Source organism: Schlesneria sp., from assembly GCF_036405755.1.
GTDB classification, from domain to species: Bacteria; Planctomycetota; Planctomycetia; order Planctomycetales; family Planctomycetaceae; genus Schlesneria; species Schlesneria sphaerica.
In genome coordinates this window covers 1-15,707 of the sequence record NZ_DASWWZ010000068.1, presented here as the reverse complement: position 1 = coordinate 15,707, position 15,707 = coordinate 1, and the positions used below count along the sequence as shown (strand labels likewise).

The window sequence follows — 15,707 nt, the reverse complement described above, 5'->3', positions numbered from 1 at the left end:
TGGTTCGTCGGCGTCAACGCATCGACGAACAGCCAGGTGCTGGCAGGGCTTCCCATTCCCGGGGGTGGGTACTTCTATCATCCGAACGACGAATTCCAGGCGATCATGGGGTTTCCCTTCTCGGTCTTCAGTTGGAAACCGGCGAAAGACTGGCAAATGCAATATGTCTGGGCATTCCTGACAACCATGCACGCACGGACTGTCTATCAACCCAGCAGCCGCTGGCAGGCCTATTCGGGGTTCGACTGGACGAACGAAAACTGGCGACTGTCTCAGCGAGTCAACGAAGATAGCCATTTCTTCTACTACGAGAAGCGACTGGTGACGGGCATGGTCTGGTGGGTTCAGCCCAACGTCGGTTTAGATGTGGCCACAGGCTGGGCCTTCGATCGCTACTTCTCGGAAATCGATGGATTCGAGCTGAAAGGAATCGATACGGTTGAGATCGACAACGGCATATTCGTTTCGGCTCGAATCGACGTCCGCTTCTAAAGAATCACACCAGTAATCAGACGATAGCATCGATCATTTCCGCAGCAGCCACATTCCGTCCCGGCCCAGTCGAAGCTCGCGTGATTGGGTAGCAACAAATGCATCGACCGCTCGCTTCACCCCCCATTCTCCCGTTGCATCACCGTAGACTCCGTAGTCATGACCGCACAGGTACCCTGCCGTCCGCACTTTGGGCCACCAGCAGTCGAGATCCGTGCACACAGTTTCGTATTGGTGATTCGCATCAATAAACACAAAGTCGAGCGATCCGTCGGAAAACCCGGAGGCGGCCCTGTTTGATGTCTCACGCAGGACGTGACGCCGTTCCGGTGCATGACTGGTCCACCACAGCGCCTCGTGAAAAATACGCTCGAAGGCAACCTGATCCAGATGGGACAGTGGTTCACAACCCGTGAAGGGAGCCCAGGGATCAACCATCCATAACGTGAGCTGCGGAAATTCCCGCAGCAGCACGTCACTCGTACTGCCATCAAACACACCAACTTCCACGCCGTACCGGACGTTGTCGAATTCTCGTAGCCACTGCGTCAGTTGCCACTGACGATCGGCGACAGGTCGTTCGACCTGAAACACACGACGATCCTCATTGAACCACTGAAAGATCTGACAGCCGTAATCGAGTTGCACGCGCGGATACCACTGTGGCCATGTCATTTTCACAATCGTCTGATCGCAATGCCCTGATTCGCTCGTGGCCGCAAACGAAGCAAGGTCGCGAAAGTACTTCCGGCAGAACTCAGTCCGCCCGACCCAGCAACCGGCATTCAACCAGTGTCGCCCCTGTGCACAGCGAGCGGCCGGGCGCTGCTGCTCGTACATGATAAATTCCGGACGTGGGGGCCAGCAGTCAGACCCGGTCGCGTTGAAGAGCAAGTCGCAGCTGAAATGCTCGCGGAATCGCTGGACCATGACGTCGGGATGATCAACCAGCAGGACATCTCCTGAATCCATCCCGACGACAAACTCCGTCGTCACCCCAGCCAATGCATCGGCGGTCAGTTGCAGCTTCTTGCCATTCACCCACGGACGTACCGTCTGCCCCAGGACCAGTGTTTCGCAGCCAAAACGAGCGGCGGAAGACTCCAGAATCCCGTTCGGCTTTTCCGGTCGATCCCCTCCATTCCAGGTCAGCAACGTGAATGACTCGACAGGGGGGTGAGAATCGACGTGAACCCCCAGCGCCGAGGCAGCAAAGGACTGCCAACCGAGATGCCCCTGCACGGGACCAGGGCAATGCACAACGATGGGATGGCTGCCGAACAAGCGATTCGTCAGTCGAATCATGTTGCACTCTCCAGTAGACGTCGTCTTCTGCATTACCAACCGGATCGGTTCGGAATCAACATACGCCGGATGCCCCTCGCCCCTGCCGCGCACGCCCTGAGAGACGCATCCGCAAAGTCTCCGAGCAGCCCGGGCTCCGTCGAAGCGCAACTACGCTCCTTGTCGGCACAGCGACGTCAGCAGATTCTGATAGTCGAGTGCCATTCGCCGGGCATGCCCGAATTGACAGGCATATCGGCGTGCTTCCCGCCCTAGACTCGCGGCCCACTCACGACGCTCTTGCAGCAGAGAGACCGCTCGAGAAATCTGATCGGAAGTTCCATCGACGACCAACCCGTTGACCCGATCGACCATCACCTCGGGAACCGCTCCCACACTTGTCGCCACGATTGGCAATCCACTGAACATGGCTTCGATCAGGACCATCGCAAAGCCTTCCTGAACAGACAGCAATGAGAAAGCATCCATGGACTGGTAGTAGTCCCCCAGATACTGGTCGGCGACGGCGAAGGCGTAACGGTTCGGGATCAACCGGTTTGCCTTGTCCATTAACTCTTGTCGCTGGGTACCCCACCCGACGAACAGTGCCTTGTAGTGACGGGGCAGCCGGGAGAGCGATTCGATCAGCAGTTCGGGCCGCTTCTCGGGCGAGAACCGTCCGACAAATCCCACCACAAAGTCTTCGGGTTCAAACCCGAGCGACGCACGCATCTCATCGCGTGAGCGAGTGGTCGCCAGACGTGCCGTATCAACGCCGTTGTGGATCTTCGTATGCGGCACATGATCACAGGTTTCCTCAACGACACGCTGACTGACTGCAATCGTGTGAGTCGTCATCCCCCTGCTGCCATCCAGAAGTTCTTTGGTCCACCAACTGTCGCCATGCGCTAGATAAACGCACTTGGCCTTGTAAGCGTCTGACTTTGGCAACAGTTCATCCAGCTTAAGCCCCCAGAACAGCAGAATATCATTCTCTGTCGCCGTTCTGGCCAGCTCTTCTGTCGTGGCCACCAGGACCGGACACTTGAGATCAGCGGCCACGCGCGGGTCAATTGCGTTCGAGTTTGTCACCAGACACTTGGTCAGCACGACCTGACTCGGATCGAAGAAATGATGCAGGTCGATCAGTTGCTGCTCGGCCCCACCCCGGAACAGGCACGGGCCGAGGTGCGCAACTGAGATCGGCTTTGCCCCGGGGACGGGGTCAGCGGCCCGGGCCAGTTGCGGCCCAACGGCAAAGGCAGACGATGCCAATTGCAATTCCGCCAATGTGGAATCGCGCTGAAGTCCATAAGGAGTCATCGAAAATGCTTGCAGAACAGGGTGGCTCATCAGAACTTCCAGAAAGGGCTTCCACGTAACACGACAAAACAGGACATTGAAACGTCAAGAAGCGACATCGAACCAATGCCGCACCACAATCCAACGGTGGAACAGGGCGAACAACGTAGGCCTTGCTCCCAAAAAGCAACCGGGCTTTCCCGCAGGAATCCAGGGGGGATCCCGCTACTCACTCCTCAGATGGATCGCCTCGGCTACTGGCCTGCGAAGTCGCGTCGGAGACTCAACCCTGATGATTCAGAGACGTTCCTGGACCAGGCAACTTCGACCGAATGATCCGAGGGTGATCTCAGTCTCCCTCATCCTTCGCTAACGGCTTGAGACAAGGGAGAGGACCAACAGGTTCCAGAAAACCTGCCCGGTCTTTGCGAGGAGTAACCTGGATCTGGGGATAAAATTGGGCCAGAAGGGCCCACTGAGAATGTTCTGTCACGGTCGCCGGGTTCAGTTCCCAGCAGTTATCCTGGATCACCCAGTCCTTACGGATATCAGCCAGTTGAGAATCTTTGATGTCAATCATCGGGGAGGAAAGAATTAGGTTACCCGTGATGTGGCCCTGCACATTCGCAGGCTGAGTATCCACGAAACCCATCCACTTCTCGCACCGTAAAAACACATTCCCATGGATCTTGATCGACTGCCGGCTCGCGGGACTGGCACTCAGATTGAGTCCGATGTGACCTCCCTCAAACTGGTTGTCATGAATAACGACGTTCCTCAGCGTCCCCAGGACGACAACGAGCGACCCACTACTGCGACTTTGAAAATGATTTCGACGGATCACCAGATTGTAAATCGCCCCCGGTTCTGCGTGAACCCATACGTTCTGTCCGGTCGACAGTGACTCAAAAACGCAGTCGGTGATCACGGTCTCGGCCGAATCCTGGCGCAGGTTTGCGCCGTAAATCTGTACCGCGCCCGTATCCGGGGACTTCGGCTGACTGATCTTCAGACCTTCCAGCCGAGTTCCCTCGGCTCCCTCTGTAATCATCACGCCGTGTTCAGACTTCGCAATCAGTAACTTCACGTTCCGGATTGATACGTGGTTGACACCGTGGATTTTGATAATCGGGCTATCGACTGACTGGGATGTTAATGTCGCCCCCCCCGGCGCTTCGATCGTGATTCCTTCGAACCGGGAGGAATCGATCGTCAGGTTTTCCTGGTACATTGCCGAGTCAGTGATCCGGATCGTTCCTCGGGGCAGGACCTGTTCAAGAGCCTCACTGATGGTACGGAAGTCGCCGGAACCATCTGCCGCAACGGTAATCGGCGCCTGCACAGGGATGTGCAAATCAGGACTCGGCGGGTTCGATTCCGGAAGAGAGGCTGGTGGCTTCGAGAACCATTGATTGATCACCCCCACCACGGCATCGATCGGCCCCCGCATTCTGGCTGAAAACGTTCGGTCGGTCGAGAACCACCAGAAGATCGTCGCGCATCCCATCATGGCGACAGCGACATCCCGTCGCCAGTGAAGCCCCGCGGGAGGGGGAGGAGGGGGTGTGGGATCCAGCACTGCTCGCAGGTCACGCGCCAGGTCGAGTGCCGTTGTATAGCGGTCACCTGGTTGAAGACGCAGGCACTTATGGCAGATCTTTTCCAGCGCCTGGGGGACCTGATCGTTGAAGGTGCGGACCGCACGGGGTTCGCGATTCAGGGCAACTTCGCGTAACTGCTTCAGCGATTTTGCCAGGTACGGAGGCCGGCCCGCGAGCATCCGGTACATCACCGCCCCCAATCCATAAATGTCAGATCGGGCATCCGCCAGGTGGCTGTCGCCTCTGAGTTGCTCCGGTGGCATGAACGCCAGGGTTCCACGGACAGAGGCCTCTTCATCTAGCTGTTCTTCTTCCGAGACAGCCATTCCAAAATCGGCCAGCTTGACCGTCCCGTCGTTCATCAGCAGGATGTTTTGAGGTTTTACATCCCGATGCACGAACGTGTGAGTGTGCGCATAGTGCAGAGCGTCAGCCACTGCGGCGACAATCCGGATCGTTTCCGCGACGCTGATGGGGTTATCGAGTCGCTGAGCCAGATTCCCCCCGTCGGCATATTCTGAAACAAGAAAATAGTTGCCATCGACGCTACCGACATCGTGGATCGCCATAATCCCGGAATGATTCAATTGCGCCAGCCTGCGCCCTTCATCCAGAAATTCCTTTTCAACGTCGGCCCCGAAACCGCGATCGACACGAAGCAGTTTGATCGCGACGTCTCGTTTCAGAACCGGGTCATAGCCCTTCCAGACTTCGCCCCAGGAACCTTTCCCCAGTTGCTCAATAACCTGGTAACGGCCCAGCCCCGAATTGCTCAAGTTTTGACGCGCCGCCAGTCTTTTACCGTAAGCGCTGTCATCGATGCCCAAGGTGGAGCCAATGGTATGTGATGTGCCCGCTTCGTCCGCAGGCAACACTTCCTTTAATTCCTGGGCGTATTGGGGAAACCGCTTCAGATAGTCCCGCACTCGGCTGCTCACCGCGTTTTTGCTGAAGATGAAATTCCAGCTCTGCCAGCATGATCACCAGCTGGCGGGAATCCGCCGATGGCAGTCGCTGAACAATTTCTTCGATCGAGACGGGACGCTGGATTTGCCAGGCACGTTCAAATTGCAGTGCGAGCATCGGATGCAGCGCATCTGCATCGAGCAGCCTCAGGAGATCAAAATCGATTGGCCCCCGTAGCATTGTCTCGCTTTCCGCACAGATTTTTCTCAGAAGACCGAAGAATCGCTGTCAGGAACAACTGTATCGCTACGGCGCCGAATTGCACCTTTAATAGACTGATTCTGCTACCTTTTTAGTGTCAAAGATAGTCCAGTATTTGCTTCAGAACAAATCCAGACAAGATCCTTTTCCCGTTGAATTGAGAGAATAAGGCGACGGGCAAAGATAGGGGGGCAACCCCTGTAGAACTTCGTCTCGACAGATTTTGGAATACCCTCTAGATTTTTTTCCTGAAGCCCTGTTTCAATAGGGAATCCATTAGGACATACCCCTTCGATCTCGTCTGCTTTGCCAATTCAAGTCTGTCGAAGTCTGCCAGAATGAAGCTCGTTCGATTCCTCTTTCAACCAGGATCGGTTGAATGTTTGTAATTTCATCCCCGCATTATGTTGGTGCGACGCTCCTTGCGCTGTTCGCTCTCTCGGGTTGCCAGTTGCCTGCGGGTAAATGGCCCATGGGATTGACCGGAAAAGGCAAGTCCGATAATCGCGCCACCGCAAAAGATGACGACCGAGCCAGATCAGGGCAGCAAATCGCAGAACTGATGGAGAAAGGAGACGCGCTTCGCAAAGATCAGCAGTACGACGAAGCCCGGGTCGTCTACCAGCGCGCCCTGATGATCTCACCGCAGAGCCCCGACATTCACCATCGCCTGGCCATACTCGCGGATAAACAGAAACAGTTCGAGGTCGCCGATCAGCATTACGATGCCGCACTCAAGATTCATCCGAACGATGTCAACTTGTTGAGTGACCACGGTTACTCGTACATGCTGCGAGGAAATCTGGAAAAGTCGGAAAAGACCCTGAAGAAGGCGCTCAAAATCGACGCCAGCAACAGAGCCGCGATGGCCAATCTCGGCTCTCTTTATGCCAGACAGGATCGGTATTCTGAAGCACAAGCCCTGTTTCGGGCCGGAACATCGGAAGCCGAGGCCGAAAAGTACCTGGCCCAGCTTTTCCCTGACCGCGTACGCTCTGACCTCGCCGACAAGACAAGCCGTACCCGTCCTGGAGCTGTCCAGCAGGACAAGTCTGTTCCTTCTTCCAGTTCCGGAAACCTGAGTCTTGTCAGCACTGAAGAATTGCAGGCCGAGATGCAGCGCCGCACCGGTCGAGGGAAATCAGGCAAGTCCGTTGACCCCGCAGCCTCGCAATCACTCGGTACCACCGCCCAGATTTCGTGGGATGACCAGGCCGCCGATTCAGACGATGTCGCTGCCGACGCACACCCGCAAGGGGTCCCGGTCCCCACCGACCGCACTCGGAGATCAGGCAACGGAATGAAATCAGATTCGCAGGTGAAGCCTGCCCGAGGCCAGTCCGCTCTGGCTTCGCTCGATCTGATCCCCTCGGAATCAACCGCCCCCAGCCAGCCCACCCCTCGTCCCGCGACCCCTCGAAATTCCCTGGCACGTTCGTCGAGCCAGCGCGCGACGGAGTTCGGACTCAACGTCGGCCCCGGAAATCTTTTTTCTGTCGTAACAGGAATCGAAACGACCAGTTCGCCTGACTCCGCTGCGATGGCAGAAGAGGCTTCTGAGCCAGCAGAGGAACTGGATGCGGCATCCCTGCCAGATCAAAAAGCTCTCCAGAAAGACACCGAGGGGGCTGCGGAATGGGAGCAGACCACCACCCGCCGCACGACGACCGCCGAGGAAGCCGACCACCCGGGAAGTGAACCCGAATTCACCTCTTCCAGTACCAATTCCAGGCCCTACCAGGGACTTTGGCCAAACAACAACCAATTGCCTGAGCAGAGTGGCCTGGAACGCGATTCCCGAGATGCCCCCGACCGCGTCGAATTCCCCACGACAACACGCAGGGCCCCCTCCCGTGGAAGCTGGGATGATACAGTCGGCGACGACAAAGGGGTCAGTTCCATCACAGACGACGAAAATCTTGAAGAGTCATCCCTTCAGGACTCGGCAGATTCATGGCCGTAAGCCGCTAAGCCTTGATGTCGCTCCGCGAATGTTTTCGCCACCGGACAACACAAGCCCGAGCCAACATGCTTCGTACAAAGCCTTTCACCGACTGACCGTTCTCTCGTTTGATCGAGCGAACGTGCTCAGCCTCTCAGTCCCCACCCTCGATTTCGCCCAGTCGCAGTACGGACCTGTTTAGAGGATTTCGACTTCCGCCGGAGCAATCGTCTTCGCTGCCGAATCACTGCCCGTGAAGGCGGGCATTTCACACTGGGTGGCTTCCCAGCCATGGTGACGCAGGATTCCGCGGAAGGGGCCCGTTCCCGCCAGTTTCCCCGTCAGCCGGTATCGACCCGCGTCGAAGCCAGCGGGAACTTCAACCGAAGCCCCTTCTTCTTCAGTCAGGATCGATCGAATTGAGAAGAATCGGTCGAGCACGCTTTGACTGTCACGGTGGATTTCCCGGACGGCCGCTCCCACTTGCTCATTCGTGTAAGGGGTGATGTCTTCTTTCAGGAAATCGATCAAACGTGCTTCGCGCTGAAGGGCTGCGAGCAAGGTAATCCCGCCGTTTTGCAGCGGCTTTGTTTCCTGAAGCTGCGGCGGCACCACGGGCACCGTGGTCTCCAGACCCGAAACCCCACCTTCGGCTCCTGCCTTGAGCGCCTGTTCGACCCGAGCCGCGATCGCAGCATTGAACAACGCTCCGAAGAATGCTCGAAACGCTGTTAAAACTCTACCCATTCCGTCCCGCTCCTGCCTAATGCCTCTCGGCACGTCTTTCAGATTCCCATTCAACCGCCAGCACCGTGGCAAGCGTCAGTAGCGCGGTTGAGCAGGCAAAAGTCAACTATCACGAACGAGAGACGTTCGCGTGATCCCGCAGTGACTCGCAAAGTCCGGTTGCGACAAGACACCCCTGCCGGTCTCGACTGTCGAATCGTTGAAGCGGAATTCTCCGCCCTGGTCCAACCTGGTCTAATGGGTACCTGGTCACGTCTCAATTCGCTCCTCAACCGGAAGCCCGATCAGCTCTCGTTTCGGAACTCGTTGAAGTGGAGGTACTCCCAGTGACGGTAAATTGCGGACTGCGAGACGAGTTTCGAATGGGGGCCGATCGCCGCCACCTTTCCGTCGTGCAAGACGATCACCTGATCGGTCCGCCGAACCGTGGATAACCGGGCGGGCAGGAAGATCACAGTACGGCCCCGACAGATGCGATCATACGCGTCAACCAGCAGCGTCTTCGTATCTTCATCGAGCGTCGACCACGGTTCCTCGATGATCAGCAGGGCAGGATTACGAACGATGGCCCGAGCCAAACCGAGCCGAAATCGCTGACCGGGATCGAGCGTATCCCCCTGACTGGTCAGGACGGTCTCGTAACCATTGAACAACTTGACGATAAAGTTGTGGGCATGAGTGATCTTGGCCGCTTCGGTCACCTGTTGCAGGGTGAGGTCCGCCTGACCGCCCCGGATATTATCGAACACCGTTCCTTCAAACGGGGGATCATCTGCGGCAACAAACACGGTTTCGGCCCGCAGTGATTCGAGCGTGACCCACGAGATATCTTCCCCGTCGATCAAGACTCGCCCTTCGCGCGGCTCAATAAACCGGGGGAGCATCAGTGCGACGGCTCGCGCCTCAAGCGGATTAATCGAGGTAATCGCATAACACTTATCGACTTCCAGTTTGAAGTCGACACCGTCCAGAATCTTCTCGCCGGCAGGAGTCTGATACTTCACGTTTTCGAAGTGCAGCGCCTTGGAAAGCGGCTGAAGGAACTTGGCTCCCACCGCCTGGCTGACCGCCGGAACGCGGTTGAGGTACCGCTGAATCTTGTCCGCACCTAACGTCAGCTCGCGGCGATACCCTGCGAGCGTCCGCAATGCGAGCAAGCCGGGTATGGCGACGGCCACCGTGGCCAGGAAGACGAGCGCTTCGGCGATTGTGAATCCCGAGTGGCCATTGTGCCGCCCCGCCGACAGTACGTTAATACAGACAAGGAACAGAAGCGCTGCCACCAGCGCCGCCCCTGCCAGAATCACCGGAGCAGGGGGGTGATGCACCGCCTCTTCCGCCCAGGCAAAGTTCGTCAGTTGCGTGTGGTAGCGATCGAGGTGCTTCTGGAACTGGTCGTGCTCTTCACGCTCGATCCCCAATCCTCGCGTCAAACGGGCATTTTTGAAACTGGCCAGGAGAATTTGCTGGTCGTCCCGAGTTCGATCCTCCGCCAGTCGACTCCGCTGCTGAGCCTTGCGGCGAACACTGCCCAGGACCAGGACTCCGAGCGCCAGCGATGCAATCCACTGCAGCGACAGCCGCCAGTCAACGCTCACCAGCACAATCAGCAACCCCGCCAGTTCCAGCGGATAGCGGGTCATGATGGAGACGGATTCGAACAGTGATTTACACAGGCCATCAACCTCGCCAACGAAAAGCTGAATCGATTGCTCGTGTCCCGTTCCGTCGAGATCTTCCGGCCCCAGACGCATGGCCTGGCGATGAAGTTGCCGTCGCGTCGCCGAAACGCCGTCGATTGCAAAACGATAACAGTGGTATCGTAGCCGACTGAGACAGAACGCCCGGATGACGAATAGCAAGACGCCGACCGACAGGATCCAGATCAGGGCCAGAATGTTCATCTGGAGCCAACTGACCTGGCGGTATAACTTTGCGAGCAGCCCGCCCCACCAGAAGTCACGCGTCCGCCAGACCGCGGGCAGAATTCCATGCTCGTCGTAAAAGACGTAGGTGGACTCAGTTTCATCAGCGGGAGCAAGCGATTCCTCAGATGGAGGCGTGGGCGAAGGAGCAGGGTCCCCCCCCTCTTCAGCGACTTCATCAGTCACCTTCTTGACCACGTTCAGCCCGGTAAGCTGCTCGAATCGGGTCACATCCGCGGGGGACAGATGCAGTTCGAGTCGTCCGCGATCAGCCAGTAGCCCCAGCAGCAACCCCAGATCCAGCAACAGCAGAATCAAAGCGAGCATGGCCGCAACTGACCAGAAGGTGGCCACGCGGGCATGCCCACGAATCAGACTGCGTCGAGAAATAATTCGGTCGAGAGAACTTGCAGAAGTCACTTCCACGATCGTTGCCAATCCACGAGAGAAACCATGATCCCCTCCGTGAGTAGAGACGACCGTGCAAAACGGTCTGATCACTTCTGCATCATCACCTGTCCGCCATCGGAATGAAACCGAATTGGCAGCAAATTCCCGTATTTCTCGCCGTCAAAACGGGACGACTATGCCAAGTCGCGATCCTCGAACAGAATGAACGCCATCAGAATGGCTGCTGCCGAATAACAGGCGCAGTAGATTGCGGAATAGCCAAGATACACCGGTGGCACAATATCCCCGGTTGCGACGGCAGCACTGATATTAAACAGGTCAAGTGACGGAAGTACTGTCGCAATCACCCTCGCCATAAACGGCACAAACTCGATTTTCAGGGCACCACCCTGCACGAGTAAACCGGTCAGGTGGCCAACCACGAAGATCGCAAAACAACTGGTGAGGTTCACAACCATCGGAAGCCGGGTGGAAATCGCCACACTGACAGCGGTCAACACCGCGATTTCCATGAACAGCAGGCCGATGCCGGGCAATACCTGGTAGACTTCCACGATCCGCTCGGCATGGGGAGGAATATCTTTCGAGCCTTCCTTCGCGTCATAGCTGACCTTGAAGTAAATCAGCACCAGAAAAACCGTGATGACGGGCAGCATGTACCACAGGACGGCCTGGAGGATCCCGATATATTTGCCGAGCACAAACTGGCGGCGATTGATCGGCTTTGAGAGCAGCGTCATCGCCGTCTTACCTTCGATTTCATCCGCGACGCTGGTACTGGCCGTCCAGACAGCGATCAACAGGCCGGTGATCAGAATGGTGGCCAGACCGCAGTCCTTCACCATCTTCACGTCCTCACCCAGTGAGAAAAACGGAAGGACGTAGTTGAGCAGCAGCACAACAAGAGCTAAAGCCATACACAACAGGAAGATCGGTTGCCGCACCGCTTCTTTCGTTGTGGCCCGCGCGATGATCCCGGCCTTCGTGCCGTAAGAAAAAATCAGCAGAGCCACCAAGAGCGCCACGCTGACCAGAATCGCAGGCAGCCAGTTATAGGAACCCCGCTGGGTGGCATCTTCCGCAGCCAGCAACAAAGCGGGTAACAGTGACGATGACAGCATGAACAACCTCGCGGAAACAAAACAGAACAAGCGTAGACCGAGCTTCACCGCGATCGAAAATCGACCCGGCGGCGGTGTGTACGTCGATCCTGATCAATTTGTTGGACCGAAGCCGCCAATGTAACGCTGTGAACCGCCGAAGAAAACTGGCGGCACCGATTTGTGAAAGTTTTCGCGATGCAGAGGGGAATTGCGCGTCAGCACCAGCACATCTGCTGGCGGCGACACATGCCAGATGGCTGGCCCCCAAGACGAAACAATAAAAGTCAGCAACGATTGATTGCAGAAAAACCCGCCTCGGCTGCTCAACCCACTTTCGAGCAACCGAGGCCAGAGGCTTTACAGTCCCCAGCCCAACTCTGTTGTCGTACCTTCGATCTCAGACCTGATTAGAGGTGCGAGAGATCAAAGCTCATTCACGTAGTACAGCGGCATCTGAATGAAACGCTGCTGCCGTTCCCGATCGCTGAACAACCAGATCCGGCCTCGCCAGGTCACAGCCATCCGAGGATCACCCTTCCCGGATTCGGTCCCTTCACGAGAACTGACAAGACACTGACCGTTCGCAACGGGCCAGTACTTTTCTGGATTGGCCAGGAATTTCTGGCGACGCTCATCCGACTGGAAGCAGATCAACTGACCCCGATGCTCTGCAACAAATTCCGGTGAGCCACGCTGAACGCGACTTTCTTCCAGGATACTGACCAGACAGTAGCCGTCGAAGCCGAACGAGACCGCATTGACCGGCGAAAGGGCCGATGCCGGTTCGTCGGTGGCGACCAGCGTCCGAGCCGACGTGCCGGAACTCCCCAGTGAGTTCAACACATTGACCAGTTCACTCGCCGACTGAAACCCCGACAAACGTTTCTGGATCGAAAGATCCGGAGAAATCACCAGCGTCGTTGGATAAGCCTCGATCCCCAGTCCGCTGACCAGATCAGGCTGTTCATCCGCATCAATCATGTAGGGCACAAATTGTGACTGGACAACTTCAATCAATCGAGAATCATTGAACGTCAACTGCTTCATTTGCCGGCACGGACCGCACCAGCTCGCTGTCACCGAAACGATGAGTGGCTTCCCGTCACGGTTCGCTTCGTCGACTGCCTGGCGATATGAGGCTCTCCAGTCGATCGCGCGTCCCCGCTCAAATCCCTTGAGCTCTTCGGCCTGTGCCACTGTCGCCAACAGGGCGACGGAATACAGGCTGCTCCACAGGGCGTACATCCTGCCCCGTAAAGCATTCTTCATTTGCAGCATCTGCATACCAACCTCCTGGGCCGAACAATCGTTCTCAGTTCATCCATGTCGATTTCAGGTCCCCCGGAGACTCACGGCCCACACCTTGTTGCCGTCCGGACTGAAACGAGGTCAGAAGGATAGTAAGGGGGGTACGACAGTGCTACGCAGCCCTACACAAGCAACCTGACAGTATTGTAAGCCACCCAAATCACGGGTTGACATTGTCCAGAAACTCCCTCTCGCTCGAAGATGCATTTCCCCCTCGCACGATCAGCACAGGAAATCTCTTCCCCAGACCACAGAATCTCTGACTTATCCGGGTGCTGAAGTCCGTTCCGGCCAGTTCCGCCGATCAAAAAATCGCCGTAAATTGACGGAATGTAAGATTTTACGGCCCAGCGAACTTGTGCGAATTACTCCATGCGGATGTGAGCACGACTTCCAGTTCGCACCGTCCCACTGAACAGTCCGATAGCCTTGGTAGACCTGACCTCTTTCTGCTGCTCGCGAAGAGGACAACGGAGTGAGTACGAGATCGCCAGCGACGTAGCGTCTTCCGCCTTGAGTTCTTCACACTCTCTGTGAAGTGAACCCCCGGAGGAAACGCCCATCCGCGACGCGGCGACCCATGGCAGAAAAAGCCTTCTAATCCAAAGGAGTAGTGAATGTTGGGTCTAAGACGAGTTCGGTTTGTCGACATCGGCACAGGATTGTCGATGATGTTCGGCACCGCAGGGATGCTGGTGGCAGGTGCTCTCACTGCTGCCGAAATGCAGTGCACGCCAGCTCCCGGCTACGCTTCGGGAGTCCCGGTTTGCAATGATCAAATTTTCGCAGACGCGGCCGCTCGCCTGAGAGGCCTGTATGCCGGTTTGCAAGGCGATGGTGGGTCGGGCCCGGCATTACCAGCACCCGCCTGCGGCGTCGGCGGCTGTTCGAGCGACGGAGAGGGAAGTGGCGAAGAGACTCCCAAATGCTGGACTCTGGTCGACCTCTTTGAAGATGACTGCGGCAACAACCACCTGACCGACAACGGCTACAACATCGGCGGTAGCCTCGCTCAGAGCTATACCTGGAACTGGCAGAACCCCAGTAACGGATGGAACGGCCCCGTGACCTGGACCGACCAGGCCAACCAGTACCAGCTCAACCAGTTGTGGATGTTCGCCGAAAAGGCGACCGATACCTCGAAGAACGACTGGGATATCGGGGGTCGCGTTGACCTGTTGTTTGGTACCAACGCCCGTCTGGCAACCTCGACCGGTCTCGAAACCCCGAACCTGAACGGTCCGGGAACCTATGGACTGGCGATCCCCAGCCTGTACGCGGAAGTGGCGTACAAGAAACTGAAAGTGAAAGCCGGTCACTTCGTTTCGCCCGTCGGTTACTTCACCATTGATACGTCACAAAACTTCTTCAATACGATTCCCTACACCTATCAGTGGGGGGAACCATTCACCCACACCGGTGTGGTGGCAACATACGAATTCAGCGAGAACTTCATCGCCAGCAGCGGCTACATCCAGGGCTGGGACAACTTCGACGGCCACAACCCCCACATGGGATACCTGGGCACCTGGGCTTACACCTTCCAGGACAAATCCAGCCTTTCGCATGCCGTGTTCCTGACACAGGAACCGAACTTCAACTTCGAGTTCACACAGCGCTACTACCAGTCGGTTGTCTACAGTAAACCGATCAACGAAAAATGGACATATGTCGGACAGACCGACTTCGGTACCCAGCGAGATGCGACCATCAAGGGCGAACGAGCCAACTGGTACGGTATTGACCAATACCTCTACTACAAGGTCAACGAAAAATGGACATGGGGTGTGAACTTCGAATGGTGGCGTGACGAAGAAGGCTACCGAGTCGCTCAGTTCCTCCCCAGCAACCTTCCCAGCGGTATCACGGGCAACCCCAATGGTACCACCAACCTGCCCGGGGGCTATCAGGGTGACTTCTACCAGCTGACCGTTGGACCACGCTGGTACCCCAAAGGGACCCCCAATCTGTTCGTCCGACCTAACCTGCGATTCGACTGGTTCGACGGCAACATCAACCGTGACGTGAACCCCGCCGGGCTCGCTCCGTACGATGCAGGAACCAAAAACAACCAGGGACTGTTCGTCACCGACGTCGTCTGGATTTTCTAAGCTGAGCTGACACGCCCGACGAGACAACTCTGATTTTGCAACGAGCCGCACGAAGAGCATTTCTTCGTGCGGCTCTCTCCATTTCACCTCGTATGAATCCCACTCTCCCTCCTGGAACGCCCGCAAGCCGTTCACGTCAGGCGAGGCCAATTCAACCAATTTGGAATCACCACTGAACGCCAATCTCGGTCCACTGAGGCAAAGTGGTCGACACCCGGCGAACGGGGAGGCCTTTCTCAAACCTGTCACATTTTTGACCAGTCCCCTGGGAAGACTGTTTTGATTTTTCTCTCATCGAAATGACTTGTTTCTTG

The 15,707-nt window shown here is 56.7% G+C and carries 10 protein-coding genes; 3 read left to right on the top strand and 7 right to left on the bottom strand.

What is annotated here, in order from left to right; all coding sequences use genetic code 11:
• Positions 1-492: hypothetical protein (locus VGE80_RS02400; protein ID WP_440591545.1), on the top strand; the 492-nt coding region annotated here is incomplete at its 5' end.
• Positions 493-525: 33 nt separating this feature from the next.
• On the opposite strand, the gene VGE80_RS02395 is transcribed toward VGE80_RS02400, so the two are convergent.
• The 3 genes from VGE80_RS02395 to VGE80_RS02385 all read right to left on the bottom strand — a co-directional run bounded on the left by VGE80_RS02395 (position 526) and on the right by VGE80_RS02385 (position 5,617).
• Entirely contained in the window at positions 526-1,797 is a 1,272-nt protein-coding gene (locus VGE80_RS02395; RefSeq protein WP_373649994.1) for a class I SAM-dependent methyltransferase, read from the bottom strand.
• A gap of 150 nt (positions 1,798-1,947) precedes the next feature.
• Positions 1,948-3,129: a glycosyltransferase family 4 protein gene (locus tag VGE80_RS02390; protein WP_397571704.1), complete on the bottom strand. Its 1,182-nt coding sequence runs from the start codon at positions 3,127-3,129 to the stop codon at positions 1,948-1,950.
• 298 nt (positions 3,130-3,427) lie between these two features.
• Positions 3,428-5,617, bottom strand: a complete 2,190-nt coding sequence (locus tag VGE80_RS02385) for a protein kinase domain-containing protein (RefSeq protein ID WP_440591544.1) — start codon at positions 5,615-5,617, stop codon at positions 3,428-3,430.
• Between the two features lie 608 nt (positions 5,618-6,225).
• Between VGE80_RS02385 and VGE80_RS02380 the strand changes: the two genes are divergently transcribed.
• Positions 6,226-7,809, top strand: a complete 1,584-nt coding sequence (locus VGE80_RS02380) for a tetratricopeptide repeat protein (protein ID WP_440591543.1) — start codon at positions 6,226-6,228, stop codon at positions 7,807-7,809.
• A 177-nt stretch (positions 7,810-7,986) separates the two neighbouring features.
• Here VGE80_RS02380 and VGE80_RS02375 read toward each other — a convergent pair whose 3' ends face one another.
• The 4 genes from VGE80_RS02375 to VGE80_RS02360 form a co-directional block, all read right to left on the bottom strand.
• A complete protein-coding gene (locus VGE80_RS02375; RefSeq protein ID WP_397571707.1) occupies positions 7,987-8,535 on the bottom strand; it encodes a DUF2760 domain-containing protein in 549 nt (182 codons plus the stop codon).
• A gap of 284 nt (positions 8,536-8,819) precedes the next feature.
• Positions 8,820-10,880 carry an ABC transporter transmembrane domain-containing protein gene (locus tag VGE80_RS02370; protein WP_440591542.1) on the bottom strand — a complete coding sequence of 687 codons (2,061 nt, stop codon included), beginning with the start codon at positions 10,878-10,880 and terminating at the stop codon, positions 8,820-8,822.
• Between the two features lie 164 nt (positions 10,881-11,044).
• A complete protein-coding gene (locus VGE80_RS02365) occupies positions 11,045-11,992 on the bottom strand; it encodes an ABC transporter permease (RefSeq protein ID WP_440591541.1) in 948 nt (315 codons plus the stop codon).
• A gap of 405 nt (positions 11,993-12,397) precedes the next feature.
• Positions 12,398-13,258: a DUF255 domain-containing protein gene (locus VGE80_RS02360; protein WP_440591540.1), complete on the bottom strand. Its 861-nt coding sequence runs from the start codon at positions 13,256-13,258 to the stop codon at positions 12,398-12,400.
• 641 nt (positions 13,259-13,899) lie between these two features.
• Between VGE80_RS02360 and VGE80_RS02355 the strand changes: the two genes are divergently transcribed.
• On the top strand, positions 13,900-15,393 hold the full coding sequence (locus tag VGE80_RS02355; RefSeq protein WP_397571709.1) for an outer membrane beta-barrel protein: 1,494 nt from the start codon (positions 13,900-13,902) through the stop codon (positions 15,391-15,393).
• Positions 15,394-15,707: the final 314 nt, after the last annotated feature.

Excerpts from the sequence above, each read along its gene's own strand:
- VGE80_RS02365 (WP_440591541.1), bottom strand. The coding sequence starts at position 11,992 with ATGCTGTCATCGTCACTGTTACCCGCTTTGTTGCTGGCTGCGGAAGAT.
- VGE80_RS02380 (WP_440591543.1), top strand. The coding sequence starts at position 6,226 with ATGTTTGTAATTTCATCCCCGCATTATGTTGGTGCGACGCTCCTTGCG.
- VGE80_RS02390 (WP_397571704.1), bottom strand. The coding sequence starts at position 3,129 with ATGAGCCACCCTGTTCTGCAAGCATTTTCGATGACTCCTTATGGACTT.
- VGE80_RS02360 (WP_440591540.1), bottom strand. The coding sequence starts at position 13,258 with ATGCAGATGCTGCAAATGAAGAATGCTTTACGGGGCAGGATGTACGCC.
- VGE80_RS02395 (WP_373649994.1), bottom strand. The coding sequence starts at position 1,797 with ATGATTCGACTGACGAATCGCTTGTTCGGCAGCCATCCCATCGTTGTG.
- VGE80_RS02355 (WP_397571709.1), top strand. The coding sequence starts at position 13,900 with ATGTTGGGTCTAAGACGAGTTCGGTTTGTCGACATCGGCACAGGATTG.
- VGE80_RS02375 (WP_397571707.1), bottom strand. The coding sequence starts at position 8,535 with ATGGGTAGAGTTTTAACAGCGTTTCGAGCATTCTTCGGAGCGTTGTTC.